General features: G+C 61.8%; 19 protein-coding genes. 16 read left to right on the forward strand and 3 right to left on the reverse strand.

All coding sequences use genetic code 11. From position 1 onward, the window contains the following. Positions 1–133: 133 nt before the first annotated feature. Complete coding sequence (locus FCU66_RS37765; RefSeq protein ID WP_136616633.1) at positions 134–1,120, reverse strand: sugar ABC transporter substrate-binding protein; 987 nt, start codon at positions 1,118–1,120, stop codon at positions 134–136. Positions 1,121–1,215: 95 nt separating this feature from the next. Further along, complete coding sequence (locus tag FCU66_RS37770; RefSeq protein ID WP_136616632.1) at positions 1,216–2,235, reverse strand: sterol desaturase family protein; 1,020 nt, start codon at positions 2,233–2,235, stop codon at positions 1,216–1,218. A gap of 285 nt (positions 2,236–2,520) precedes the next feature. Here FCU66_RS37770 and FCU66_RS37775 point away from each other — a divergent pair, with 285 nt between their 5' ends. The 13 genes from FCU66_RS37775 to FCU66_RS37835 all read left to right on the forward strand — a co-directional run bounded on the left by FCU66_RS37775 (position 2,521) and on the right by FCU66_RS37835 (position 18,950). Then, entirely contained in the window at positions 2,521–3,558 is a 1,038-nt protein-coding gene (locus FCU66_RS37775; protein WP_136616631.1) for a LacI family DNA-binding transcriptional regulator, read from the forward strand. Positions 3,559–3,725: 167 nt separating this feature from the next. Further along, positions 3,726–3,929, forward strand: coding sequence for a hypothetical protein (locus FCU66_RS37780; protein WP_168991758.1), 204 nt, complete (start codon positions 3,726–3,728; stop codon positions 3,927–3,929). A gap of 286 nt (positions 3,930–4,215) precedes the next feature. After that, complete coding sequence (locus tag FCU66_RS37785; protein WP_136616630.1) at positions 4,216–5,139, forward strand: helix-turn-helix domain-containing protein; 924 nt, start codon at positions 4,216–4,218, stop codon at positions 5,137–5,139. 165 nt (positions 5,140–5,304) lie between these two features. Next, complete coding sequence (locus tag FCU66_RS37790) at positions 5,305–5,751, forward strand: helix-turn-helix domain-containing protein (RefSeq protein WP_136616629.1); 447 nt, start codon at positions 5,305–5,307, stop codon at positions 5,749–5,751. 610 nt (positions 5,752–6,361) lie between these two features. Beyond that, complete coding sequence (locus tag FCU66_RS37795; protein WP_425462889.1) at positions 6,362–10,603, forward strand: YadA-like family protein; 4,242 nt, start codon at positions 6,362–6,364, stop codon at positions 10,601–10,603. Positions 10,604–10,610: 7 nt separating this feature from the next. Beyond that, positions 10,611–11,168, forward strand: coding sequence for an invasion associated locus B family protein (locus FCU66_RS37800; protein ID WP_136616627.1), 558 nt, complete (start codon positions 10,611–10,613; stop codon positions 11,166–11,168). A gap of 13 nt (positions 11,169–11,181) precedes the next feature. Beyond that, positions 11,182–11,850, forward strand: coding sequence for a hypothetical protein (locus FCU66_RS37805; protein ID WP_136616626.1), 669 nt, complete (start codon positions 11,182–11,184; stop codon positions 11,848–11,850). Positions 11,851–11,887: 37 nt separating this feature from the next. Then, a complete protein-coding gene (locus FCU66_RS37810; RefSeq protein ID WP_136616625.1) occupies positions 11,888–12,349 on the forward strand; it encodes a DUF4189 domain-containing protein in 462 nt (153 codons plus the stop codon). Beyond that, a complete protein-coding gene (locus FCU66_RS37815) occupies positions 12,334–12,882 on the forward strand; it encodes an invasion associated locus B family protein (RefSeq protein WP_136616624.1) in 549 nt (182 codons plus the stop codon). Before FCU66_RS37810 ends, FCU66_RS37815 begins: the two co-directional genes overlap by 16 nt. 484 nt (positions 12,883–13,366) lie before the next feature. Next, a complete protein-coding gene (locus tag FCU66_RS37820) occupies positions 13,367–14,815 on the forward strand; it encodes a TolC family protein (RefSeq protein ID WP_136616623.1) in 1,449 nt (482 codons plus the stop codon). Between the two features lie 39 nt (positions 14,816–14,854). Next, complete coding sequence (locus FCU66_RS37825) at positions 14,855–16,987, forward strand: type I secretion system permease/ATPase (RefSeq protein WP_136616622.1); 2,133 nt, start codon at positions 14,855–14,857, stop codon at positions 16,985–16,987. Between the two features lie 42 nt (positions 16,988–17,029). Further along, positions 17,030–18,319: an HlyD family type I secretion periplasmic adaptor subunit gene (locus FCU66_RS37830; protein ID WP_109659510.1), complete on the forward strand. Its 1,290-nt coding sequence runs from the start codon at positions 17,030–17,032 to the stop codon at positions 18,317–18,319. After that, complete coding sequence (locus FCU66_RS37835) at positions 18,309–18,950, forward strand: ribbon-helix-helix domain-containing protein (RefSeq protein ID WP_136616621.1); 642 nt, start codon at positions 18,309–18,311, stop codon at positions 18,948–18,950. The genes FCU66_RS37830 and FCU66_RS37835 overlap by 11 nt, the downstream gene beginning before the upstream one ends. Positions 18,951–18,975: 25 nt before the next feature. Here the strand turns inward: FCU66_RS37835 and FCU66_RS37840 are convergent, their stop codons facing one another. Continuing rightward, on the reverse strand, positions 18,976–19,866 hold the full coding sequence (locus tag FCU66_RS37840; protein WP_425462887.1) for a transglutaminase-like cysteine peptidase: 891 nt from the start codon (positions 19,864–19,866) through the stop codon (positions 18,976–18,978). A 375-nt stretch (positions 19,867–20,241) separates the two neighbouring features. Here FCU66_RS37840 and FCU66_RS37845 point away from each other — a divergent pair, with 375 nt between their 5' ends. The 3 genes from FCU66_RS37845 to FCU66_RS37855 are packed head-to-tail and all read left to right on the forward strand — an operon-like array spanning position 20,242 to position 26,549. Next, positions 20,242–25,326 (forward strand): beta strand repeat-containing protein, encoded by a 5,085-nt coding sequence (locus FCU66_RS37845; RefSeq protein ID WP_136616619.1) that lies wholly within the window; start codon positions 20,242–20,244, stop codon positions 25,324–25,326. 60 nt (positions 25,327–25,386) lie between these two features. Next, a complete protein-coding gene (locus FCU66_RS37850) occupies positions 25,387–25,758 on the forward strand; it encodes a hypothetical protein (protein ID WP_136616618.1) in 372 nt (123 codons plus the stop codon). Between the two features lie 32 nt (positions 25,759–25,790). Then, positions 25,791–26,549, forward strand: a complete 759-nt coding sequence (locus FCU66_RS37855; RefSeq protein ID WP_136616640.1) for a lytic transglycosylase domain-containing protein — start codon at positions 25,791–25,793, stop codon at positions 26,547–26,549. Positions 26,550–26,562 lie beyond the last annotated feature (13 nt).

The following is a 26,562-nucleotide window of genomic DNA, read 5'->3' on the forward strand; positions in this document are numbered from 1 at the left end:
GGTGGATCGGCGCGCAGCGCCGATACGGATGAGAGGTGCGTGACGGATCGCCGTCCTTGCCAAGCTGGAACACCCCTCATCCGTCGCCTGCGGCGACACCTTCTCCCACAAGGGGAGAAGGCAGGGCGCGCAGTTAGCGGGCGCCGGCCGCCGCACCAGCCAGCGTCGCGCCGACATTGGCGGCGTCGACGATCCCGGGTCCGGTCAGCACCGGCTTGGTCGGCAGGTCGAGCCCGTAGTTGACGAAGCCGTTGAGCAGCGACACGGCAAGGAAGCCTTGCAGATAGGGTTGCTGGTCGATCGAGAACATCTGCGTGCCGTCCTTGATGCGCTGCAGGCCGGTTTCGTCCATGTCGAACGAAGCGAGCTTGACCTTGTCGCCGACGCTGGCCTGGCTGATGGCGTTGGCGGCGCTGTTGGCGTCGCCGGCGCTGATGGTGATGACACCGTCAAGCGTGTTGTCCTTCAGCACGGCGGCCTTGATCGCCTCGGCGACCGCGGTCGGGTTGCCGAAGCTGGACGAAGGCAGCGGCAACTGGCTCGATTTGCCGCCGCTCTTGGCGATGGCGTCGGCAATGCCCTTGCAGCGGTCTTCGGTGTTGGTAGAGCCTGGCAAGGTGTTGACACACAGCACGTTCTTGGCGCCATGGCCGCCGAAATAGGTGCCGCCGCCAAGGCCGGCCGCGTATTCTTCATTGCCGACATAGTTCATGGCACCGAGCCGCTTGGCTGCATCCATGCCGCCGGAATTGTAGATGATAAGCGGCACGCCTGCCGCAACGACTTCCTTGAAGGCGTCATCCATGGCCTCTGGCACCCAGTCGGGACCGACAATGGCGCTGGGATTCTGGCTGAGCGCGGTGCGGATCAGCTTGGCCGCGTCGGGGCCCAGATTGTCGTAGTTCTGCGGACCGAGCCAGGTGACCGAGCCGCCCGTCAGTTCGGCGACCTTGCCGGCATCGTCGGCGCCTTTCTTGACCTTCGACCAGAACGGGTCGTCGGCCTTGCCGCCGATGACGAAGATCTTTGCCCCCTTGGACTGTGCCATCGCCGATGTGGCCGATGTCGCCGCCACGCCGGCAAGCATGACCGCCGCCAAGAGTTTTGTGATACGCTTCATGTCGTCTCCTCCCATTTGCCGTCTTCAGACGGGTTTTTGAAAAACTGTGACCTCTCCTGCGCGCCTCTCTCCCGGTTGCGCGCCGCGTGACGTGATCAAGGGTCCGCCGCTGCCTTGGCGTTCATGCGCTCTTTCTTTTTCTGGAAACGGGCGTCCATCATGGCTTCGCCCTCTCTGGTTCCGTCGTGCCAGGTGCCGAACCACCGATCGAGCGGGATCAGCCCGTCGCCGCCATAGTTCACCTCGAAATATTTGTGGTGCAGGTAATGCGTGTAGGCGTGGCTATCGACGGCCGTGTCCTCGGTCACCTCCAGTCTGTCGAAGCCGAGATGGCCATTGACTGCGCCGAAGCCGGCAACATGCAGCTGGAACAGCGCGACGATCGGATTGGACGGAATGACAAGATGCCAGAAGGCGACCGCGTGATAGAGGAACCCCTCCACAGGATGCATCGACAGTGAGGACCAGGGCGAGGGGTTGATCGAATTGTGGTGGACCGAATGGATCCAGCGATAGAGCGGGCCCCAGTGGATCAGGCGGTGGATGAAGAAGAAGTGCACCTCGTGAATGGCAGGCGCGATCAGCACCAGTAAGGCGAGGTAGACCGGGTGATCCTGCCAGCCGACCCACGGCACATAGCCATTGGCGAAGCACCAGAGGAAAATGACCTCGACCACGGTCCACAGGGGGATGGTGATGAAGAACGAGCGCAGGAAGTTGTCGAGGTTCTGGCTCTGGAACCAGAACACGTCGGAGGGCGCGTCGCCGGGGAATTTGTGGTTGTACTTGAACCGGGTCGCCTGGGCGCGCTTGATGTAGTAGCGCAGTTCGAAGATGCCGTAGAAGACAAGGATCGCCGCCGCGTTGACGGCGTAGAGCCATAGCGCCCAGCCCCAACCGATGGTCTTCATCGTCTCGACGCTCGGCACGATATAGAACCAGTAGAGCAGGGCAGTGGCCATGTGGAAGGCATTCCACGGCCAGATATAGCCGGGCAGCCATGCCAGGATTTTCGGCAGCTTGGGCGGCCAGTTCAACAACGGCGCTCCCTCAATGCGTCCGTTCGGCTTCCAGTCGCCGCGCTTGTCGCGCACGCCGTATTTGAGATCGTCCATGCAGATCCTCCACCCGCAATGCCGCACCCGCAACGCCTTGGGATGGGCCGCACGCGCACGCTGCCTCATACCGCCACGGGTGGAGGCGAGAACCTTGTCTGCGCTGTGCTGCTGCTATCCCTGGGCTGGCGGTGCTTCCGCCTTGCTTGCTTTTCCGGAGATAAACATCTTGATCCAAAATGAATCAAGAATAGAATGTTTATTCCAAATTGATTGTGTCATTCATATCAATCTTGCAGAGAGAATGATATCTTTATATCAATCGCTACGGGATGATGAGATAAAATGGATCACGGCAAGCGGCCAACGATCAAGGATGTAGCCGCCGAGGCGAATGTTTCGGTGGCCACCGTCAACCGGGTGCTGAGCGGTGCGGGTGCCGTGCGCCAGGGTACGCGCGAGCGCGTCAGGCTGGCGGCGGAGCAGATCGGCTTTTATGGCATGGGCGCGCTACGCAGCCGCGTGGCGGCCGCGCGACCGCGCTACCGGTTCGGTTTCCTGCTGCACCAGCCCGGCCGTGCCTTCTACCGCAACATGGCCGAGGCGCTGCGCCTGGCAACCGAAACGATGTCCGACTGCGAGATAGAGCTGCGCACGGAGTTTCTGGACGATCTGTCACCGCAGAACGTTGCCTCGCGGATGCTGGCCTTGGGCGCCGAATGCGATGCCGTCGGCGTCGTCGCGGCGGTCCATCCCCTCGTCACCCAGGCGGTGGATACGCTCAATGCCCGCAACGTGCCGGTGTTTGCGCTGATCTCGCAGATCTCGGCGACCGGACATGTGCGCTATATAGGGCTGGACAACTGGAAGGTCGGACGCACCGCGGCCTGGGTGTTCGAGCACGTCTGCCGGGCGCCCGGCAAATTGGGCATCCTCGTCGGCAATCATCGCTACCGCTGCCAGGAAATGAACGAAAGCGGCTTTCGCTCCTATTTCCGCGAGCACGCCCCTGGCTTCACCCTTCTGGAGCCGCTGCTGACTTTCGAATCGAGCGCCATCGCGCAGGAGATGACCGAAAAGCTGCTGAACGAAAATCCGGATCTGTCCGGCCTTTATGTCGCCGGCGGCGGCATCACCGGCGCCATCGCGGCGTTGCGCTCCACCGGGCGGGCCGGCAGCCTCGTCGTCGTCGGCTATGAGCTGATGGACTCGACGCGTCCGGCGCTGCTCGATGGCACGCTGACCTTCGTCATTTCGCACCCGCTCGCCCGCATCGCCCAGGAAGCGCTGGCCGGCATGGTCCGCGCCGTTTCCGCCCCGAACGAAGGCGGCAACTTCACGACGATACTGCCCTTCGAGATCTACACCCGCGAGAACATCTAGCTCATAACGCTAACGCAACGGCATGCATGGGCGGCTGCTTCGGCGCGTTGTCCTACTGCGCCGTTGGTCCTTCAAGGCTTCCTATGCTTTGGTCCTGGATGTAATGTATATCAGCACGAATAAAATTAACGATGTAACATTTCGATTGATGGCGAGGGGGGCGCCGAATGGTGAAGTTCAACTTCGATGGGCCTCCTGTGGACCACGAAACTGTCGACACATCGGCCGAATGCCAACGCCAGTTGCTGCCTCTCATCCGTGAAATCGTTCAGGCGGCAGTCGCTGCCGGGTGGAACCAGGACGATGTTCTTTTGGCCTTTGTGGAACTTGCATGGGGTTTGTACGAGAATCGTCGCGATGATCTGCAATGACCGGCAGCGAACCCGGTAGCTCTGCGTCGGCTTGTTGCACGGCCCGCCGAAGTGGCCGGATTGTCCCCAAGCTCAATGGGTGCGCTGCGTTGATGGAGGGGCTCTCCATCAAGTAGGAAAAAATGTTCTAGAACTTCCTTTGTCGGCCATATTTTTTCTTCTTATCCCGAACAAAATTTTTTCTTTGCGCACGGATGTTATTCACTATCCGCAGCATGTGCGTTACGTTGGGTCCGGGTCGGGCTAAGGGGAATTCAAGCGGCGGCAAAGCGGCTGAGGCCAGGCGATGAAAAATGCGGACGAGGCTCGGGAAAGCGGCGATTCCCGAGGCGTCGGTCGGGAACAGACAGCTCGATATGTCCTGGACATAATTCCTGAAAGTGCAGGCCCCAGAAGGGCCACCGCGCGGGGGAGCGTCATATACTCCGTCCGCAGCCCTGGATCGCAGACGTTCCTGGCCAAGGAACACTCCGTGGGTATCGTGCTTGCGCCCATGCGCAAGCTGAGAGCTTCGCTCGGCAGCGACAGGGTCACAGAGTACGATGCGCCGATCGGGTGTCTCGTCGTCAATCCGGCGGGTGTGGACAGCAGTCTCGCCTGGTCGGCGACCAGGGAAAATGCCGTCGTTTCCATATCCCCTGAAGCGCTGTCGGAGTTGGCGGCTCACGAATTCGATGTCGGCGATGTCGAACTCGAGCCGCCCGCGTTCGGCACGGTCGACCTGCGCGCTCTCAACATAGCCCAGATGATCACCGCCGAGTTGACCGGGAAAGCACCTCCGAACGAACTCTATCTGGACTCATTGCTCACGGTGTTCGGCGTTCATCTGCTGCGCGCCTACACAAGCCGCAACAGGCAGCCCGTGTTGCCAAGAGGCGGGCTCTCCGCCGTTGGCGCCCGACGCGTGCGTGAGTATCTCAACGAGAATTTTGTGCGGAAAATAATGGTCGCCGAACTTGCGTCGGTCGCAGGGGTTTCCCCCAATCATTTCATAGTCAGGTTCGCCAGGACGTTTGGAATGCCGCCGCATCGGTATCTGATCAATCTGCGGCTGGACCTCGCCGAAAAGCTGCTCGCCGATGGTGAGCTTGCGATTGCCGAAGTCGCCTACCTGGTTGGTTTTTCCGATCAAAGCCATTTGGCCGCGACCATGAAGAAATACAGGGGACGAACGCCAACCAAGGCCGGGTACACGTCGGTCAAAAACTGAACAGCTCGAGTATGGCAAAGTGGACACACCTACCGCTCAACGGTCCAAGACCGGAATTTCTTACAAAGGTTCCGGAATTTTTCAAAATACGCCCATCACGAATGTGCCCATCGTCGGCGTGAGTCATCAGTTGGTGCGCTTTGGCGCTTTGAGACGAGCTTTTGGATGCGGGATGCGGGGTCGTCCACGGAAATTCAGTTCGCGGAAATTGAAGCCTTCGCTCCAAGGGTCAAAGCGGCTGTGCGACAGTTGGCGCTGAACGTAAAGGGTGGGCTTTCCGTCCGCAGTGCACGCCGCGTGCAGGCGTTCTTGAACGAGAACTTTTCGCGCAAGCTGGCGCTTGCCGAGATGGCTGCGGTTTGCGGGCTTTCCCCCTATCATTTTGTGCGGGCGTTCTCCAGGACGTTCGGGGCGCCGCCGCATCAGTATGTTCTCGATCTGCGGCTGGACTTCGCCGAAAGACTGCTTGCCGACAGTCGCATGACGATTGCGGACATCGCTCATCTGAGCGGTTTTTCAAGCCAGAGCCACTTTACCACCGTGATGAAGAAATATCGAGGGGTAACGCCATTGCAGGCGCGGCTGAGCAAGCTTAACGCCAAGAATAGATGAGGCGGCGCTTATGGAATTGCTTGTTTACTTCGCTTTAAAGAAGTTGCTAAGGTAACGAGCTGTTAACCTCCGCCGATATGCTCCGATCTTTTCTCACAAGGCAGCAATTTCGTGAAATACCGCAGGCAGGAATCATGTCTTCCTGCCGTGGAACGGAATTGTCAGACATTTCGTGCCGGCCAGCGGAGAGGGAACCATGACCGACAATCGCATTTCGAGTGACTTGTCTATTTGGCATCGGGCGACGCACTTCGCCGTGCACTGGATTGCCGGCGCCGATTTCGGCTCTCGCTCGCTGCGCCGCCGCCTAATGGCAGTCTTGCGCATGGCGCACCGCGTGCTCGGTATGCGCCGCAAGGGACATGGGCTCGGCATGCTCGGCAACGGCAGGACCCTGGCGGCGGCGCTGGGTGCGATCGCATTGGGCGGCATCGCCACGCCGGCATTAGCACAGGTTTTCGGCGGCGGCGGCACGGCAAACGGAGTACGCGGTATCGCGTTTGGATCCGGAGCCGTGCAGAACGGAGCCGATTCAATAGCCGAGGGCACCAACGCCAATGCGGGCAGCCAGAATGCCGTCGCAATCGGCTTCCAGTCGCTCGCGACCCAGATAAACTCCATCTATCTTGGCTCGCGCACCGCCGCCGGGACAGGTGCAACCGCCCAGAGCGCCATCGGCATTGGCACGGATGTCACGGCATCCCAGGTTGATGCCATCGCGGTCGGACGGTCATCCGTTGCGTCGGCGCAATATTCGGTGGCTCTCGGCCTGAACGCGAAAGCAACAGGCACAGGTGGCGCGATGGCGCTGGGCCAAGGCACGATCTCCAACGGCGTCAATTCCGTAGCGCTCGGCGTTCAGGCCCAAGCCCTCGGGGCTGGCGCCAACGCCTTGGGCACTTTCTCCGTTGCCTCCGGAGGGAATTCCACCGCCCTCGGCACCAGCTCCACGGCCAGCAACAACTATGCGACAGCCGCAGGCTGGGGATCTGTCGCCAGCGGTGCCGATTCCACCGCCCTAGGACGTGAGGCCGTCGCATCGGCCCTCGACTCAACGGCGTTGGGATACATAGCCAAGGCCACAGGCCAATACAGCACTGCCGTCGGACCCAACGCCAATGCCTCAGCGACGTCCAGCACCGCGATCGGCCAGAACACGGCTGCGTCCGGCGTTCAAGCGACCGCTCTCGGCTTCAACGCCAATGCCAGCTTCCTGAATTCGACCGCCCTGGGCGCGAACTCCACCGCCAGCGCCGCGCAGGCGACCGCGCTGGGGCTGGGCGCCACCGCGAGCGGTGTAGACAGCACGGCGGTCGGCAACACGGCCGTCGCCAGCGGCATAAACGCCTCCTCATTCGGGTCGGGAGCAACTGCGGCAGGAGACAATTCTCTCGCTGCCGGCGTCAGCGCCAACGCCGGCGGAAGCGCCAGCACCGCTCTCGGCATCGGCACCGTAGCCAGCGCCGACAATTCCACTGCCGTCGGACGTGAATCCCGCGCCACCGGACTCAACAGTACCGCGCTCGGCCGCGGCGCCCAAAGCAGCGCCGTGAATTCCATCTCCCTCGGCGCCGGGACGAGGGCGTCCGGGATAGGTTCCGTCTATGTCGGCTCGAGCACTTTTGCAACGAGCGCCAGTGGAGACAACGCCATCGGCATCGGCACGGACGTGACGGCATCCGAGGACGACGCCATTGCGATGGGACGCGACAGCCAGGCGACTGCAACCAACGCCATCGCGGTCGGTCTACAGTCCACTGCGCTCTCCGCCGACTCCGTGGCCATCGGCACGGGCGCGATTACCGATGGCGGCAAGGCGGTCGCGATCGGCTACGGCAACGTTGCCTATGGCGACGGCGCGGTGGCCATCGGCGATCCGAGCTATGCCAGCGGCACCGGCGCCTTCACCGGCGGCGCCAACAACATCGCCAACAGCGACGGCACGGCGTCGGCCACCGCGGCCAATATGGCCAACGGCGCTGTCGCCATCGGCAACAGCAACAAGGCGATCGGGCAAGGCTCGGTGGCGCTGGGCAACGGCTCGACGGCGGGCGCAGCCGGCCTCGCCGGCAATGTCGCGCTCGGCAATGGCGCGACGGCGGCGGCAAGCTCCGGCGACGTGGCGCTGGGCTCGGGCTCGGTGACCGCCACGGCCGTCGGTACGGCCAGCGGGGTGGTCAACGGCACGACCTACGCCTTCCAGGGCACCAATCCGACCTCGACGGTCAGCATCGGCGCGCCCGGGGCGGAACGCACGCTCACCAATCTGGCGGCGGGGCGGATCAGCGCGCTCTCGACCGACGCCATCAACGGCTCGCAGCTCTTCGCCACCAACCAGGCCGTCGACGCCATCGGCGCCGTCGTCAACAACATCAACGTCGGCGGCGGCGTCAAGTATTTCCATGCCAACTCGACGCTGGCGGATTCCCAGGCGCTGGGAGCCGATTCCGTCGCTGTCGGCCCGAACGCGGTGGCCAACAATGCCGGTGATGTGGCGATCGGCCTGAATTCGACGTCGGGCGCAACGACCAATGTCGGCGGAACAACAATCGGAGGCGTCAACTATACCTTCGCCGGCACTACGCCGGCCGGCGCTTTCTCGGTCGGCTCGGCTGGAGCCGAGCGCCAGATCCAGAACGTCGCGGCCGGACAGTTGAACGGCGGCTCGACCGACGCCGTCAACGGCTCGCAGCTCTTCGCGACCAACCAGCAGGTCACGCAGAACACGACCGACATTGCCAATATCGGCAGTGGTGTCACCAATCTCGGCAACACGATCAACAACATCGCCGGCGATACCTCGACCGCCTATACCGACGCCAATGGCGTGGGCATTCGCTATGCCCGCACCAATGAGACCGGGTTGGCGCAAACCGATTCCTTCGCTCAAGGGGTCGGCTCCACCGCCGTCGGTTACCAGGCGACCGCGACCGGTGTCAGCGGACTGGCGCTCGGCCGCGACAGTAATGTCAGCATCGACGGCGGCGTGGCGCTCGGTTCCGGCTCGGTCTCCGATCGAGCGCTGGCTCCGGCCAGCGGCCAGATCGCGGCCGGCCCATCGAACTTCATCCAGTACAACACGACCGACAAGACGCTGCTCGGCGCCGTTTCGGTCGGCACCGCCACCTCCTACCGGCAGATCACCAATGTCGCGGACGGCACGCAAGCCCAGGATGCGGTGACGCTCCGCCAGTTGCAGGGGGCGATCGCCTCGGTCTCGGTAACGTCGACCAAGTATTTCCATGCCAATTCGGCGGCGGGCGACTCGCTCGCGGTCGGAGCAGAGTCGGTCGCGGTCGGCCCGACGACCGTCGTCAACGGTGACAACGGCATCGGCATCGGCAACGGCGCTATCGTCGACCAGACAGCGCCCGGCGGAACCGCCATCGGCCAGAACGCTCATGTGATGCTGGCCGACGGTCTCGCGCTCGGCACGAATTCGCTGGCGTCCGGCATCCAGTCGGTGGCGCTCGGCGCCGGCGCCCAAAGCACCTTCATCAACAGCGTCGCGCTGGGCGCGCAGTCCATCACCACGGTCGGCGCGCAGGCCGGCTACACGGCCTTTGCCCTGACCGCCCCCCAGACCTCGGTCGGCGAAGTGTCGATCGGCGCTGCCGGGGCCGAACGTAAGCTGACCAATGTCGCGGCGGGTTCGGCCGATACCGACGCGGTCAATGTCTCGCAGCTTCGCGGCGTGTCGCAAAACGTGACCAACCTGTTCGGCGGCGGCACGACGGTCAATCCGGACGGCTCGATCACCGGCCCGACCTATACCATCCAGGGCAACAATTATTCGACCGTCTATGACGGCTTCACGGCCATCGACAATGCCTTGACCAACATCAGCAATGGCGGCGGCATCAAGTACTTCCACGCCAATTCGACGCTGGCCGACTCCGCCGCCAGCGGCACCGACGCCGTTGCGATCGGGCCGGAGAGCGTGGCCAGCGGCACCGACAGCCTTGCCGCCGGGCACGGCGCCACGGCAAGTGCGCAAGGCGCCGTGGCACTCGGGCAGGGCGCCCAGGCCAACAATGCCAACGACGTGGCGCTCGGTTCCGGCTCGGTGACGCAGACCGCCGTCGGCACGTCCAGCACCGTCATCAACGGCAAGACCTACACCTATGCCGGGACGACACCGGTCGGAACCGTCAGCGTCGGCGATGCCGGCGCCGAGCGGACGATCACCAATGTCGCTGCCGGCCGCGTTTCCGCCGACAGCACCGATGCGATAAACGGCTCGCAGCTCTACGCCACGAACACGGCGATCGAGGATCTGAAATCCGGCATCGGAACGCTCAGCCAGAACGCGGTGGTCTATGACACCAATCCGGACGGCAGCAAGAAGAACAGCATCACGCTGCAGGGCGGCGACGTGAACGCGCCGGTCGTCATCTCCAATGTCGGCCCGGGCGTTGCCGGCACCGATGCGGTCAACGTCAACCAGCTGAACCAGGGCCTGACCGAGGGCAAGAGCTATACGGACAACCGGGTAGCTTACGCCATCGACACGTCCAACGCCTATACCGACAAGGTGGCGGCCACGACCTTGCAGCAGGCCAATGACTACACCGACCAGAAGCTCAGTCAGCTCAATACGGACGTCGCCGGCATCCGTGACGAAGCCCGGCAAGCGGCGGCGATCGGGCTCGCCGCAGCCTCGCTGCGCTACGATGACCGTCCCGGAAAGCTGAGCGTCGCGGCGGGCGGCGGCTTCTGGCGGGACGCCAGCGCGTTCGCCTTCGGTGCGGGCTACACCAGCGAGGACGGCCGCATCCGCGGCAATGTGTCGGGCACGGCGGCGGGTGGAAACGTCGGCGTCGGCGCCGGCATCAGCTTCACCTTGAACTGAGGCAGGAATGAAAGGACTTGCCGCACTGACTTGCCTGGTGCTCTGCGGCGGCCTCGCACCGGCTGCCGGGCAGGTTGCCTCGCCCTACAGAATCAAGCCTTCGGATGTGGTGCTACCGCCCGACGTGAAACTGGGCGAGTACCAGCGCACCATCCGTCCATTCGAGAATTGGACGCTGATCTGCGACGAGAACCTCAAAGCCCGCAAGAAGGTCTGCAATGTCTCGCAGGTGATCGAGGACGCGTCCGGCAAGATGGCCTTCAGCTGGTCGCTTGCCGCCACACAGGACGGCAAGCCCTACATGATCCTGCGCACCGCGCCGAATGCCAGGAGCGATGGCCTGGTGTCGTTGAAGTTCGATGGGCAAAACCAGGCGATCGACGTTCACCTCAACGGCTGCAACGACATGGTCTGTGTCGGCATGTTGCCGGTAGGCCCCGTCATGCGCCGGCAGATAGCGCAGAATGCGACGCCGGCGATCTCCTACCCGACCGTGGATGGCGGGACGATCACCGTGACCGCAACGCTCAAGGGGCTGACAGCGGCCCTTTCGCCAGTCAAATAACGGGGGCAGCACCATGAGCCAGCAGGACCAGTTCATATCCGCAAAACGCAGCAGCCCAACCGTCGAGGCGGATCGGCAGAGGCTGGTCGAACCCACGCGGCGGCGATGGCCGCGTGTCGTCGGATTTTCATTGTTGGGGCTTGTCGTGGCGGGCTTTGGCTTCGCCGCCGGCAACTATGCCGCGATCGCCAATCTGGTCGGCAGCGCGACGGCCGCACAGCCTGAGACAGCCAACCCGGCGCTTCCGGACACGCCTTTCCTCCAGCACGTCAAGCAAGCCGGGGTGCAGGCCTGTTCGACCATCTATCCGGTGCTCGGACAGATTTTGACGACCGGCACCAAATACAGCGTCAAATCCTTGTGGAACGACCAGGCCGCCGACAAACATGCCGTCCAGGCCTTTGTCGGCATGGACTATGCGACGGAGAGATATAGCGGCCCGGCCGCCGGCGTCGTTTTCGCATCGCCCACCGCTTCGGGTTGCGAGGGGGCGATGGTGCGGGTGGCGCCATTCGCCAGCCCGTGTGCCGACATCCCGTCCATTCTTCCGCAGGGCAGCAAGATCACCGACCATCTTGGGCAGGTCGAGGTGTACGAGCTCGGCGGCAACGCCGGTGAAGCCCTTCTCTTGCCGACGGGCAAAAGCTGCGTGGTGATCTCCGTCGCTTCGGCGGCAAAGTAAGGCGAAGCGACTGGGATTGAGGAAAGGGGTGCCGACCATGAGATTGCAGGCTTTGGCGGTTTTGGGCTTGACCTTGTTGTGGAGCGGGCAAGTCGTCTCGGCCGACCTGGTGGCGCCGTCGGAGCCGCAGCAGGAGGAAAAAGGCATCTGGGCGGCCATCGCCTATTCGCAGGCCGATAGCAAATACGGCTTCTTCTGGGGCGCCGACAAGCGGCAGGAGGCGAAGGACATCGCGCAGAAATATTGCGAGAACGCGGGCGGAAAGGCCTGCAACGTCGTCGCCGTCTTCCGCAACCATCGCCATTGGAATGATGACGACGAGACCGGCTTTCCCTACAAGCACTGCGGTGCGCTCGCCCTGGCAGACAAAGTCGAGAACCGTTTCACGCCCTGGGGCGTGAACTCGGCCGAGACCCGCCGGGAAGCCGAAGACCTCGCTTTGCAGGCCTGTGAGGCGGCGGGAGGCAAATGCAAGATCCGTGAGTGGGTCTGCACATGAAGCGTGGCCTCAAGGCCGCCTGCGCATGCGGGGCAATCCTATTTTCGTTGATGTCGCCGGCTTCGGCGCAGCAGCAGGTGGCGGCTGTCCCGGATGGACCGTCGTCTCTGCGTGAAGTCTACCAGGACTGGAGCGTGACCTGTTCCGTTCGCGAGAAGGCGAGAGCGTGCTCGCTTGCGCAGGACCAGGTGCAGCAGAACGGCCAAAGGCTTCTTGCCGTGGAGATCGCGGGACGCGCGGACGGTTCGACGACGGCTACCCTGCTTCTGCCCTTCGGCATCTTGCTCGATCAGGGCGTGACGCTGCAGATCGACGATCAGCCGCCATTGTCCCAGCAGCGATTCAGGACCTGCCTGCCAACGGGTTGCATTGCGGTCTTTGCCATCGATCGACCGACGCTTGGAAAGATGAGGGGAGGCTCGGTGCTGAAGCTCAATGTCACAACGGACGCGGAGACCCCGCTGACATTCCCGGTGTCGCTCCACGGCCTGACCGCGGCGCTCGACCGCATGGTGGCGTTGAGCGCGCGTTGAGGCGAAACGGGTCAGCCCGCGACCAAAATTGTGTTTTTCCGGAGCGGTCTCGCCACTGCCAAGCCATGCGGCTGTAGCGGGCGATGTCTGCGGCATGACGCTTTCGTTGGCTGCCGCCGACGGCGCATTTTTCGACGCGGCATCTCGGGTGGCGTTGTCCGAAACAGCGATCCAACTCCGGATTCAGTCGTCAAGAGCGGCTATCCGCGCCTGCTATGATTCTGGCTACACCGGTCCGAGGGCCTCTGTTTTCTGTGCTTTCCCACACGTGGCAGCCCCCGGCTGCAACCGCAGCGGGCCGATGTTTATGTGCCATTTTTGCTACATCTCGCAGCCTTGTTGCCTGAAACCGCGTTTTAGCGGCCACTAAATCAATAATCGCTCACATATTTCGTGAATTTGTGGATAATCGGTCGACGGGCAGGCCTTGGCTTGGTTGTAGCGCTCTTAAAAAGGGCGCTGGGGAAACGTTAGGGTGGGTTGGATGAATACGACAAGTATGTCGACCATAGGCAAGCGCCTTGGTCTTTTGATGGCAGCCACCATGCTGACCTGCGGGGGAGCTCATGCGCTCACGCTCAAGGAGGCGATGGCTGTTGCGGTGGAGTCCAATCCCGAGATTGGACAGGCAATCGAAAACCGCGAAGCAATCGAGTTCGAGTTGCGGCAGGCCAAAGGCCTTTATCTTCCCAGTGTCGATGTCGAGGCATCGGCTGGCGTTCGCCGGCTCGATAATCCATCCCGGCGCTCGCTTTCCATCCAAGACGACGCGCTCTATCCGGCTGAAACGGACCTTACCGTTTCGCAGACGCTTTATGATAGCGGTGCAAGGCGGGCCGAATTGAATCGTCAGGCATCGCGCGTCGATGGCGCTTCGTTCCGGGTGCTGGAACGCTCCGAATTCATCGGGCTGTCCGTTGTCCAGGACTATTTGGAGTACATGCTGCAGGCTTCGATCGTTGCCGAAGCGAAGAAAAATCTCGGCTTCCACCAGGCAATTCTCGGCGACATCCGGCAAGGCATCTCGGGCGGCGCGCTGAACGAGGCCGACCGGCAACAGGCCGAGGAACGGCTGTTCGCCGCCAAGGCGCGCATGCAGGAGGCGACCGAGGAACTGGAAGCGGCCAAGATCCGCTTCTTCAAGACCGTCGGAAAGCCGCTGACCAGCCCTTCGAGGCCGGGCGATGTCTCGGCCGCACTCCCGCGCTCGCTTGACGAGGCAATAGGGTTGGCGCGGGAAAGCAATCCGCGCGTGCACATGGCCAACAGCGACATCGACGCGGCGGCCTCCCTCGTGGATGCTGCGCGGGCCAAATTTGGCCCCTCCATCATCGCTGAAGGTGTCGCCCGGGCGGGAACTGACATTGACGGTGACGATGGCGACACCTCCGACCTGCAAGCGCGCTTGGTCCTGCGCTGGAACCTCTACCGCGGTGGCATCGACAAGGCCAATGAGCAGGAGCAGATCCGCCGCACCAGTGAACAGCGTCTCGCGCTGCATCAGGTCCAGCGCGAAATTGAGGAAGCTGTTCGCACGTCGTGGGATCGCCGTTTCCGGCAAGCCGATCTGGCAAAGACCCTGAGGCAACAAGCCGCCGCCAATGAGAAGCTGGTTGCTTCCTATCGCGAGCAGTTCAAAGTCGGACAGCGCTCGCTACTCGACGTGCTCGATGCGCAGAATACGCGGTTCAACACGGCAACGCTGGCGGATACCGCGTCCTATGCATCGCTGTTTGCCCAGTACCGGCTTCTGGCCGCGACCGGACAGTTGCTGAAAACGATGAACCTCCAGCCGGCAAAACAAGCGACGGCCTATGCGCGAACCGAGTTTGCGGCACCAGAAACCGCAGACACTGAAACCTATGCGCGGACGCCGTCGGAGCAGAAGAACGACCTGCCTTTCGATATCCTCGCCCCTGTAAGGAAGAAGTAAGACGGCACAAGGCCCAGCGAGAGTCCTGACGGGCAGATCGTGAACCAGCAACCCAACATCCTCTCCCCCAAGGAGGCGTTCAAGGCCTGCTTCTCGGCGGTTGCCGGATATCTCGGCAGGCCGAGCGCGGAGACCGTGCTGTTCGCCGGCGTGCCGCTCTCGGACACGCGAATTGAAGTCGACGACATCAGGCACCTTGCCGAGCGCATCGGCCTGGAAGTCACCGAATTCAGCCACCGCGACTTTCTGAGAGGACGCGTAGACCTTCCCGCCATCGTCTTTCGCGTCAGCCAGTTGCCAGTCGCCCTGCTCGCCCAAATCGAAGGCGGTGCATACATCACCGCGCCGCAGGAAGACGGCCGCACCGCAATCGACAGATCGGAACTCGCCGCCAGCTATATCAGCGGCGGCGTATCGTTCTCGATAACCTACGCCAACGCCGCCGAAGGCATGACGGTCGGCTCGGCAGCCAAGATCGAGCGGAGACATTGGCTGACCGGAACGATGGGCGCTTTCTGGCGCACCTATTCGAAGGTCGTTCTGGCGGCGGTGTTCATCAATGTGCTGGCCATAGCCTCGCCCATCTTCACCATGAACGTCTACGACAGGATCCTGCCGAACAAGGCAGTATCCACGCTGTGGGTTCTGGCAATCGGCATTGGCGCCGTCATCCTGTTCGACCTGCTTTTGAAGACGGCCAGGGCTTCTCTCATCGACTATGCCGGGCGCAAAGCGGATCTTCGGATATCCTATCTTCTGTTCGAGAAAGTGCTGAATTCGTCACTGTCGGCGCGTCCCGGCTCGACCGGTGAATACGCAAACAGGGTCACGCAATACGAGTTCGTCAGAGAGTTCTTCACCTCGAACACCATCAGCGTGTTCATCGACACGGCATTCGTCTTCATCTTTCTTCTTGTCATCTATGCGATAGGCGGCTGGCTGGTGATCATACCGGCGCTGGCCTTCGTGATGTCCGTCATCGTCGGCTTGATCACCCAGCGCCGCATCGGCAAGCGTGTCGCCGCCTCGATGAACGAAGCTTCGCAGCGCCAGGCCCTGCTGGTCGAATCCATCTCCACGCTGGAGACCATCAAGTCGCTGCGCGCCGAGGCGTATCTGCTGCGCAAATGGGGGGAGCACTCCAAGAACGCCGCCAACACGTCCGAGAAGATCAAGCAGCTTTCGGCGGCCGCGGGCAACATAACCCAGTCGATACAACAGCTGGTGACCGTCGCTCTGGTCGTGGCCGGCGCTTATGCCTTCTCGGAAGGCCATGTTTCGACGGGAGCAATCATAGGGACGGTGATGCTGGCGAGCAGGGCCGTGGCGCCGCTCGGCCAGATCGCCATCACGCTGTCCCGGTTTCGCCAGGCCATGCTCTCGTTGAGAATGGTGAACTCGATCATGGCTCAACCGGAAGACCGACCGGACACGGTGGGTTTCGTCAACCGCCCCATTCGCAAGGGGGCGATGGTGTTCAGGAATGTCGGGTTTGTCTATCCCGGCTCGGAAAACGAGGTTTTGACCGGCCTGAATTTCTCTGTGAAGCCGGGTGAGCGGATCGGCATCATCGGCCGCATAGGATCGGGAAAGACGACGATGGGTCGGCTGATCGGCAGGCTTTTCCTGCCGACCTCCGGTGAGCTGCTGCTGGATGGGATCGATATTCGCCAGTATCACCCGTCCGAGGTTCGCGCCGCGGTCGGCATCGTTGCGCAGGCTGGCGATCTGTTCTCGGGCACCATTAAGGAGAACCTCCTGATGGCATGCCCCGAGGCTACCGATGAGCAGATCATCGAAGCGGCGAAGGCGGCAGGCGTCGACGATTTCGTCTCGCGCCACCCGCGCGGCTACGACATGAATGTGGGCGAGCGCGGCACCAATCTTTCAGGCGGCCAGAGGCAGACGGTGGCGATCGCACGCCTGCTGCTGACCAAACCGAAAATCGTCTTTCTGGATGAGCCATCGGGCTCGATGGATCTCGCATCGGAACGCCAGTTGATCAAGCAGCTCAAAGTCGCCTTTGACAGCGACACAACGCTGATCGTCTCCACACATCGCTTCAGCATGCTTGAACTGGCCGACCGCCTGATCGTTATCGAACAGGGCAAAATCGTAGCTGACGGACCGAAGGACCAAGTCATACAGGCGTTGCAGAAAACAAGCGCCTGACAAAACAAATATTGCTGCATCCAATGCGTTGGGGCGTGGGAAATGCTTGCCAGAGAAGATCGACCGCCGCTGTTTGCGTCGGCGTCCATATTCATCATCGGAGCGCTCTTCGTCGTTTTTGTCGCCTGGGCGTCCTTTGCCGAGGTCGATGAGATCGCACGCGGCGACGGCAAGGTCATACCCGCTTCCAAGACCCAGATCATTCAGGCGAGCGAAGCCGGCGTCGTGCAGGAAATCGCAGTCACGATTGGCCAGATCGTCAAGAAGAACGATCTCATCATCCGCCTGGACAACACGCTCAACACGTCCAGCCTTGGCGAGCAGCAGGCCAAGGCGCGTGCGCTGGAAGTGCGCATAGCAAGGCTGAAATACGAACAGGCCGGCAATCTCTCGGGACCATTCCCGTGCCCGCCGGACATTCAGTCAGTCGCTCCGCAGATTTGCGACAATGAACAGAAGCTGCTCATCGCCCGACGCGAGAACTTCGATAACAAGCTGTCCGTGCTCAAGTCACGCCTTGATCAGCGCGAGAGGGAACTGGCCGAGGCGGTGGCCAATTCCGACCGTCTGACCAAGAACCTGGTCGTCAGCGACCAGGAGGCAAAACTGGTCGACGCGATGGTCAAGAAAGGCCTTATGGCAAGGACCGAGCAGCTCCGGGTGGAGCGCGAACAGACCGAACTCAACGGCCAGCTGAACCTGGCCGGCGAAACAATAAAGAAGATCAAATCGTCGATCACGGAAGCCCAGCTTCAGGTCGAAGAGCTCGGCCTGCAGCTGCAGCAGGAGGCATTGGACGATCTTACCCAGGCGTTGGCGGACCTTTCGGTGGTGGATGAAACCATAAGGGGGGCGACCGACAAGGTCGCGCGCACCGATATCCGGTCTCCGGTGGACGGCATCGTCAACACGCTGGAGCTGAACACGGTCGGCGCCTTCGTCCAGCCTGGCGCCGTCGTGGCCGGCATCGTGCCAACCTCCGAGACCTTGCTGGTGGAGGCACGGGTCTCGCCACGGGATGTCGCGTTCATCCGCCCCGACCAGGAAGCGCTCATCAAGGTCACCGCCTACGATTTCTCGATCTTCGGCGGCATCGAGGGCAAGGTCTCGAATATCACAGCCGACAGCCTGGTCGATCAGAAGACAGGGGAACCCTATTATCAGGTGCGCGTGTCGACGGACAAATCGACACTTGAGAGAGACGGCAAGGCCTACTCGATCATCCCCGGAATGATCTGTTCAGTCGACATCAAGACCGGGCGCAAGACGATCCTGCACTACCTCTTGAAGCCGATCAACAAAGCGCGTGAGGAGGCGATGAGTGAGCGGTAGCGCGAGCTTTCATCATCCCGATGGCGAGCGGCTGCTTCCTGCGGTCACGGCCCAGGATTTTGGGCTGGAATTTCGGGTTGTGGCACGTGGCGGCATACGACGCGGCATCCGTTTGGAGCGGGCATTCTGGATGTCGCTGAAACAGATGGCTGAAAGCAGGAAGTGCACGATCGGCATGCTCATCGACGAGATCGCCGAAAGCCAGGCGCAGACAGGGAACCTGACATCCGCGATCAGGGTGGCTTGCATGCGTGGGTTGGGAGACGAAAACCTGACTTTGCGAAGGCTTGCGTCGATCAATACCATCAACGCCATACTGGTCGCTTGCCCGTCACCAGCCTTTGCCCTGGCATCGTCGAAGAAGATCCTGTCGTTCAACGCGCCGTTCCAGCAGCTGGTCAAGCGTCAATTGCCCATAGCCCCAAGCGATGATGCACGGCACGATCTCAAGCTGGCGCTGGACCTCAATGTGGCCGACATATTCGCGCGGCTCGATGCCAACGGCGAAGCGCCGGTGGCGACCGGTTTTGTCATCGGCGCCGGTGACCGTCGATACCGAGGGCAGTTAAATGCGGTGCGGGCCCCGGTGGTCGAGCCGGAGTTGCTGATGGCGTTCGTCTTCGGCGGCTGAATGCACCGCCAATCCTAACGAGAACCTATGGCTGAAAACCTTCGCCAGGTGCGACGGTTGCGAAACCGCCTTTGATGTCGGCCATCTGGGCTCCGCCCGGTCTTGAGCCGTGGATCCAGGCCCGGTCGGTGCTGAACGAATAGAGCGGAACGTAATCCGGGAGATCGCTATCGCGCACAACGCTGTTGCTGAGGCTGTCGAGAATGAAGGTGCCGCTGCCTGTGCTCACCGACAGCACAGCGTGAAAGAAGCCTCGCTTGCGGTCCTGGAGAACAACCAGCGCCATGCTTTGCGTTGGAATGCCGGCCCTCAACAGAGCCGTCATCTTGAGGATGGCAAAATCCTCGCAGTCGCCGGCGCGCCGCTCGAGAATCTCCGAAGGCTTTGCCCAATAGTCGAGCTTGCCGTAGACGACGCTGTCTTTCCTGTAGGCGATCAGGCGATTTACGCTGCTGTTGACGAAAGATAGTTTCTCGCTGAATCCCTTGCCCTGAGCGGCGGAGATCATGCCGGCAAAAGCCGCGCTCTTGCGCTCGCAGGGGCTGCCTGCCGAGCAGGCGGTGATGGCCCGGTAGACGGGTGCCCAGCGCGCCGCGACGGGAAAATTGCGCATCGACAAGGCAACCGATCCGAACACGCCCGGAATGATCGACGCCGTCTGCACCGGATCTATGCCGGCCTCGCCTTGTGCCATTGACGAGCCGTCGCCGCGGTCGGCAACCGCCGCGCCATAGCTGCCGGTCACCATGCCGATCCGGTAAGCGACCGCAGGCTGCCAGGGCTGGGATCTCACCAGCGAAACGCCACCGAGGAAGGGCGGCGTCTGGGCCTTTTCCAGAGGCGTGCCGATAGCGACATCACTCGAAACTGCGTTCGCGAATGACGGCCCGGCTAGGCCGACAAGCCCGATTGCCATCAGGAGCACTTGGAGCCCGGTTTTTCCCGGGGCTGATTTTTGTTTTTTCATAACGCCCACCTTTGACTGTGGACGCTACCAATCTTGTCTCAAATTATTGGAAAGGAAGGTGGATAACTTTCTCGCAAATCACTACGTCTATTTTCTATAAAATTTTATTCAATTTTATACTTTCATTTACCAGAAAACCCCGACCTGCCATCCGCCAAGTAAGCCGCACGGAAGCCAACATATATCAGGTTATATGTTTGAGGTTTACCACGTGTAAAAAATGCCGATCAATGCATATCGGAATATATGAAATAGATTTCGGGACTGTTGCAAAGTAGAAGTGGCCGCTGTCTCTTTCCGGGAAATATCGGAGGGGTTTCAGCCATGACGACCAATATCGAGTTGGACAGTTTTTCGGGTTCCTTGAACGAGCATTCCGCGTCCAATGAACACAGCGGTCAGACATCGCCGGCAGAGATGCAGGTCGCACAAGCAAATTCGACGCAGCAGGCCGCACCGGCAGCGTCCGAACCGGTGCCGGTCGATGTCGGCGGCGGAGCGCCTGTCAAACCAGAAGCCCCCGCGGAAGCAAAGGCACCGCCGGCAGCTGCGCCGCACGAATATGTGGCCGACGCCAGCCACGTGGTAAGGCTTCCAGCCAACGTCTCGATCGACAACATCAAGGTCGACGGCCATAACCTTGTGCTTGAACAGGCTGACGGCTCGGTGATCGTGATCAAGGATGGCGCCTTGAACGTGCCGACCTTCATCATTGGCGACGTCGAGGTGCCGCGCGTTGCGTTGCTGGCAGCGCTGGAAGCCAGCCATGTCGATGTCGCCTTCGGTGCCGACGGTTCCATCTCGGCCGGCCCTGGCGGTTCGAACTCGAGCGCAGGCGGAGACTTCTCGGTTCCCCCCGGCGGCATCGGCGATGGGTTCGACCTGTCGGCCCTGCTGCCCCCGACTGCCTTGCAGTTTGGGCTTCTGGATCGCCGCGAACTCTTCCCGTCTATCGTCGACAGGCAGGTTTCAGTGGTGGCCACGTCCTTGCTCAGCCCGGACCAGGCTGCCAGCGAAACCGGCCTTGACGGCGGTCCGGCTCAATCGCCCGGCAGCGACGCGCCGAGCCATTCGGAAACCTCCGGCATCGGAACGATCAACATCACCGCACCGGATGGAATTGGGTCAATCATCATCAACGGCGTCGCCGTCACCGCCGTCGGCCAGGAGATCCCGGGGCAGTTCGGCTTCCTGACGATCGTCTCCTACAATCCGAGCACCGGTGCCATCGAATACAATTACACGGTGACCGAATCGGTCACTCATCCCGAGCACACGGACGGATTCGATCCCAACGACACGGTTCCGGATAATTTCAGCATCACTGTCACGGATGTCGACGGCGATTCGGCCAGCACCACCTTTGCCGTCGCCATCGTCGACGACGTGCCGACGGCGGTTGCCGACAGCGCCACGCAGGCGACCGAGAACACGCCCGTGACGGTGAACGTGTTTGCCAACGACGTGCCCGGCGCGGACGGGGTGAACATCACCGATCCGACGAAGGTGAGCTATGTCGCGGGATCACTGGCGGGCGGCACCGGAACGGTTACCTACCACAATGATGGCACCTTCACCTACGCGCCGGTTGCCGGCGAGGAAGGGACGGTGACGTTCCAGTACCAAATCATCGACGGTGATGGCGATTCGTCGGTGGCGACGGTGACGATCAACCTGCTGAAGGACTCGACGCCGACGATCGATGTGACGCCTCAGTCTCCCGATGCCTCGGGGCACAGCGCGGTGGACGAAGCGGGCCTTGCGGTGCGCGGTATCGAGCCGGCGGGTTCGGGCGAGATTGCCGACAACAACGGCACCAACAACAGCGATCCGAGCGAGACGGCGACGGGCTCGCTGAACATCACCACGGGCAGCGACACGATCGGCCACCTCTATGTGACCGACAAGGACAACACCCAGATCGAGGTGACCAACGCGGCCGGCGGCATCCTGGTGCACGGCCAGTATGGCGACCTGACCATCACCGGCACGCCGGGGACCGGCTACACTTATTCCTACACGCTGCTGGACAACACCTCGGGCAACACCACGCATGACGACTTCGCCGTCCAGGTGGTTGATACCGACGGCGACCCGGCCTCCACCACGCTCACCATCAACATCGTCGACGACGTGCCGACGGCGCATGATGACAGTGCCACGCAGGCGACCGAGAACGCTGCTGTGACGGTGAACGTGTTCGCCAACGACGTGCCTGGCGCGGATGGAGTGGCCATCACCGATCCGACCAAGGTGAGCTATGTGGCGAACTCGCTGAACGGCGGCGCCGGAACGGTCACCTACCACAATGACGGCACCTTCACCTACGCGCCGGTTGCCGGCGAGGAGGGGACGGTGACGTTCCAGTACCAGATCGTTGACGGCGACGGCGACCCGTCGGTGGCGACGGTGACGATCAACCTGTTGAAGGACTCGACGCCGACGATCGATGTGACGCCGGATGGTGGGACGCCGTCGGTCAACGCGACCGCGGTTGTCGACGAGAAGGGCCTGCCGGCGGGAACAGGCGAGGTTGCCGACCCGGCCTTGAACTCGGATCAATCGGAAACCACGGCGGGCACGTTCAACATCACGACGGGCGGCGACACACTGCAGAAGCTCGAGGTGATGGACAAGAACGGCACCCTGGTGGATGTCACTTCTGGCGGCACGGTCCAGGGCGTCAACGGCGTGCTGACGGTGACCGTGAGCGGCGGTGTCTATAGCTACAGCTACACGCTCTCGAACAACGTGGCGAACGCCGATCCCAACCAGACCGGGGCCGCCGACCAGGCGACCGGGGAAAACTTCGCGGTGAAGGTCACCGACAGCGACAACGACACGGCCAATGCCTCGCTGACCGTGACCGTCGACGACGACATCCCGGTTGCGGTGAATGACGGTCAGGCCGCGACGGAAGGCGGCGCGGCGATCGTGGCGACTGCGGCCACTGGTGTTCTGGCCAACGACCATGTCGGTGCGGATCAGCCCGGCACGGTGACGGCGGTGACGGGCGGCACGCTTGGCAATCCGATCGTGACGGCCTATGGCACGCTGACGCTGAACGGCGACGGCTCCTACATCTATACCCCGAAGGCGTCGGTGCCGGCTGGGACGGTGGACAGCTTCACCTACACGATGAAGGACGCGGACGGGGACACCTCGCAGGCGGTTCTGTCGTTCACCTTCTCGGGCGACAACAACCATGCGACGGCGGGTGTGTCGGCAACGCTGGTCGACGAGGACAACCTTGCGACGGGCAACAACGACAACGCTCTGGGTGACGATGCGCCGAGCGCGCAGCCCGGAACGCTGACGCACAACTATGGTGCGGACGGCGCGGGCCACATCGCGCTGGTGTCGGGCTCGGAGACGGTGAACGGCACCACCTACACCTACACGGCGAACGGAGCGGGCACGCAGATCATCGCGTCGGCCGGCGGCGTCAATGTGTTCCAGGTCGACCTGACCAATGCGGTCACCGGCACCTATACGGTGACGCTGCTGTCGCCGGTCCAGCATCCGACGGCGGGGACCGAGGACAATCTCGGCTTCAACCTGAGCTACAAGGTCTACGACGCCGACGACACGGCGGCCACGGCCGCGACCGGCACGCTGACCGTGACCGTCGACGACGACATCCCGGTTGCGAAAGTCGTGGCGGCAACACCCGTACTGGACGACGATGCGCAGGCGCTGTTTGCTGGCAATCCGGGCGGGACGGGCGATGTCGCAGATGCGAAAGTCTTGTCGGGCAGCGCGGGGTCGCTGTTTACGGCTGGCGCGGACGGCCTGAAAGCACTCAGCTTTGCCGGTCCCAATGTAATGGCGATCTACAAGACCCCAAGCGGGCTCGCCGCACAGGAGGGCGTGCAATACACAACGGCGACGAATGCTGGACACACGATCCTCACCGCGACTGGTGTGATCTCGGGCAGCATAGTGTTCGTGCTCGACGTTGCGCCGGACGGTTCCTACGCCTTCACTCTGTCGGAACCGCTGGTGCACCCCACCGTCGGCACGACGGAAGAGACCATGAATGTGACGATCGGCTTCACGGTCACGGACGGTGACTCCGATACGGCAAACGGCTCGCTAATGGTGCAGGTGAACGACGACACGCCAACCTTCACACATATCACGAATGGTATCGTCGCTAATCAAGACAACAATGTTGTGGTTGGCACGCACGACCTTGCCTTCGGCGCCGATGGCGAGCAGTCGATCGAGATCATGCCGCTGACCAATATCAGCGGACTGACATATCTGCCTGTCGTCCACAATGCCGATGGCTCGTCGGATCTCATTGCGCAGGCAGGTGGATCGAATTTCTTCGATCTGAAGGTCAGTGCGGACGGAACCTATACATTTACTTTGATCGAATCTCGCCCCGTTGCCAATCAGACATTCGATTTCAGCGGCGTGTCTGGTGGTGCGAGCACCATACAGTTCACCTTGGGAGATGCTACGTTCAAGGCGGTCGATACGAACGGCAATGGAAGCATCGGCAACGCCGAAGAGCTGAAGCCGACGAGCAATGGCTTTGGCGTCCAAAATGGAAATCTGGATGTTGGAGAGCAGTTCCAGATCAACTTCGCAACAGCAATCGACAAGCTGAACTTCTTCGTCGAGCACGAGGCTGCCGGTGCTTTCACCATGACCTACACGACCAATACCGGTCTGACGGGCACCGCCACGACCTCCGTGGACGGCTTGCTTACCATCGATCCGACAGGTGACTTCACCTCCATCACGTTCACCGTCACGGAAGGCAAAGCCAAGTTCGACAATTTCGGCTATTCGAAGCTTATCTTGCCGTCGGACCAGACGTTCAATTTCTCCGTGTCAGGTGTGGACGGGGATGGCGATCATTCGGCTAATCAAACCCTGTCGATCACGACGTTGGGCGAACACCCGGCGGGTACCCCGATCTCTGGGACGGCGGGCGACGAGGCAATGGCGGGGACGTCCGGTAACGACATCATCAACGGACTCGCGGGCAATGACACGCTTTTCGGTGGCTCGGGAGCCGATCAATTGAACGGCGGTGCCAACGACGACCTGCTGATCGGAGGCTTCGGCCAGGACACGCTTACCGGCGGCACCGGCGCCGACACGTTCAAGCTCGATCATCTCGAACTGAATATCAAGGATCTCATCATCGACTACAATAAAGGAGAAGGAGATCAGATCGACCTGACTGCGTTGTTCGACAAGGCTGCGGGGACCATCGCCGACTACGTGCACTACGACACCGGCACCAAGACGCTGAGCGTCGACACCGATGGTTCGGGCAATGCGGCCAGTTTCGTTGACGTGGCCGTGCTGCAGAACGGACCGGCCACGTCCGGCACCATCAACATACTTTACGACGACACGGCACACACACAGCACACAGCCACGATCTAACGGCATAGCGCGCGGCCACTCGACTATGTTATACATCGCTAATATCTAGGGGAGCTCAACATGAAACGTTCTGCAAGACTGCTGGTTTCCGCTGCGACGCTGTTGCTGGCAGTCGGGTCGACGGGTTATGCCGCCGACATCATCGAAGGTCCGACGGGCGACTATTGCCGTGTCGTGGGGACGTCCAACCTGGTGCTGAACGACAACATCGTCGATCTCAGGGAGCAGGTGGTGAAGTTGATGGACGAGTCGGTCGCCGTCGCCAACAGCTCGGAGTGGATCCACTCGTCGCGTCCCGTGTTCGTCTGGGCGTCGGAGGCCAAGGTCGCTTGCGGCAAGGCCTATGGCTACCTCAAGACGAACTACAAAGACGAAGACTACCTCAACAAATGCGAGTGTTTTCACGATCGCATGGTCGAGTACATGAACTGACTGGATAGGCGAACCCACGCCTGTTGGCCATCATGACAGCCGACGGATCATTCTTGAAGGCGATCGCAGGCGCGATCGCGTTCGTCGGCTTTGGCCTCACTGTCACGCTGGCCCACGCCAACTGGCTGGAACGACCGTTCGTGGAACAACGTCAGTCGTCCCATCTGCCGCGGCCGGTGCACTGTGACGCAGTCACGGAGTGGACCCGGCAGACATTCAAGGCGTTCGCCAGCTGTCAGGCATCGATCTATGGCCTGGAGCCGATGCTGGCGCATGCCGTGATGGAGATCGAAAGCGGGTTCGATCCCGGCGTGCAGGGCGCCGACGGCGAAGTCGGCCTGATGCAGGTGATGCCGGCTACGGCCAGAATGCTCGGCTTTCGAGGTTCCGTGGACGATCTGAGCGCGCCAGCGACCAACATCGCGCTTGGGGTCAAATATCTTGCGCAGGCCAACAGGCTCGCCGCCGGCGATCTGTGTACCACCGTCATGAAGTATCGCGCCGGGCACAATGAAAGCCGGTTCTCGGCCCTTTCGGTCCGCTACTGCCAACGTGCACGGGCAATCCTGGCAAGGGAAGGGATTGAAGTGACCGGGCCTTTGCCGGTGGCGACATTCGGCTTTTCCGCATTTTCGCCAGGAGGAGAAGGTGGAGCCCCTGCCCAGGGAAAGGGCGTTTGCGTGCGCCGCCTGTTCGTGCCCGGGCCGCGATACATGAAATGCGCCGACTATCGAAGTGCCGGGCAGGCAAGACAGATCAAGGCGCTCAGAGCCAGGCTTTTCGATGGCTAAAGAAATGCAGACG

The sequence above is a fragment of the Mesorhizobium norvegicum genome (assembly GCF_004919685.1).
Taxonomy (GTDB): domain Bacteria; phylum Pseudomonadota; class Alphaproteobacteria; order Rhizobiales; family Rhizobiaceae; genus Mesorhizobium; species Mesorhizobium norvegicum.

Coding starts and splice junctions, on each gene's coding strand:
- FCU66_RS37775 (WP_136616631.1), top strand. CDS start 2,521: ATGGATCACGGCAAGCGGCCAACGATCAAGGATGTAGCCGCCGAGGCG.
- FCU66_RS37770 (WP_136616632.1), bottom strand. CDS start 2,235: ATGGACGATCTCAAATACGGCGTGCGCGACAAGCGCGGCGACTGGAAG.
- FCU66_RS37830 (WP_109659510.1), top strand. CDS start 17,030: ATGCTTGCCAGAGAAGATCGACCGCCGCTGTTTGCGTCGGCGTCCATA.
- FCU66_RS37850 (WP_136616618.1), top strand. CDS start 25,387: ATGAAACGTTCTGCAAGACTGCTGGTTTCCGCTGCGACGCTGTTGCTG.
- FCU66_RS37840 (WP_425462887.1), bottom strand. CDS start 19,866: ATGGCAATCGGGCTTGTCGGCCTAGCCGGGCCGTCATTCGCGAACGCA.
- FCU66_RS37810 (WP_136616625.1), top strand. CDS start 11,888: ATGAGATTGCAGGCTTTGGCGGTTTTGGGCTTGACCTTGTTGTGGAGC.
- FCU66_RS37845 (WP_136616619.1), top strand. CDS start 20,242: ATGACGACCAATATCGAGTTGGACAGTTTTTCGGGTTCCTTGAACGAG.
- FCU66_RS37785 (WP_136616630.1), top strand. CDS start 4,216: ATGAAAAATGCGGACGAGGCTCGGGAAAGCGGCGATTCCCGAGGCGTC.
- FCU66_RS37820 (WP_136616623.1), top strand. CDS start 13,367: ATGAATACGACAAGTATGTCGACCATAGGCAAGCGCCTTGGTCTTTTG.
- FCU66_RS37800 (WP_136616627.1), top strand. CDS start 10,611: ATGAAAGGACTTGCCGCACTGACTTGCCTGGTGCTCTGCGGCGGCCTC.
- FCU66_RS37790 (WP_136616629.1), top strand. CDS start 5,305: ATGCGGGATGCGGGGTCGTCCACGGAAATTCAGTTCGCGGAAATTGAA.
- FCU66_RS37780 (WP_168991758.1), top strand. CDS start 3,726: ATGGTGAAGTTCAACTTCGATGGGCCTCCTGTGGACCACGAAACTGTC.
- FCU66_RS37805 (WP_136616626.1), top strand. CDS start 11,182: ATGAGCCAGCAGGACCAGTTCATATCCGCAAAACGCAGCAGCCCAACC.
- FCU66_RS37855 (WP_136616640.1), top strand. CDS start 25,791: ATGACAGCCGACGGATCATTCTTGAAGGCGATCGCAGGCGCGATCGCG.
- FCU66_RS37765 (WP_136616633.1), bottom strand. CDS start 1,120: ATGAAGCGTATCACAAAACTCTTGGCGGCGGTCATGCTTGCCGGCGTG.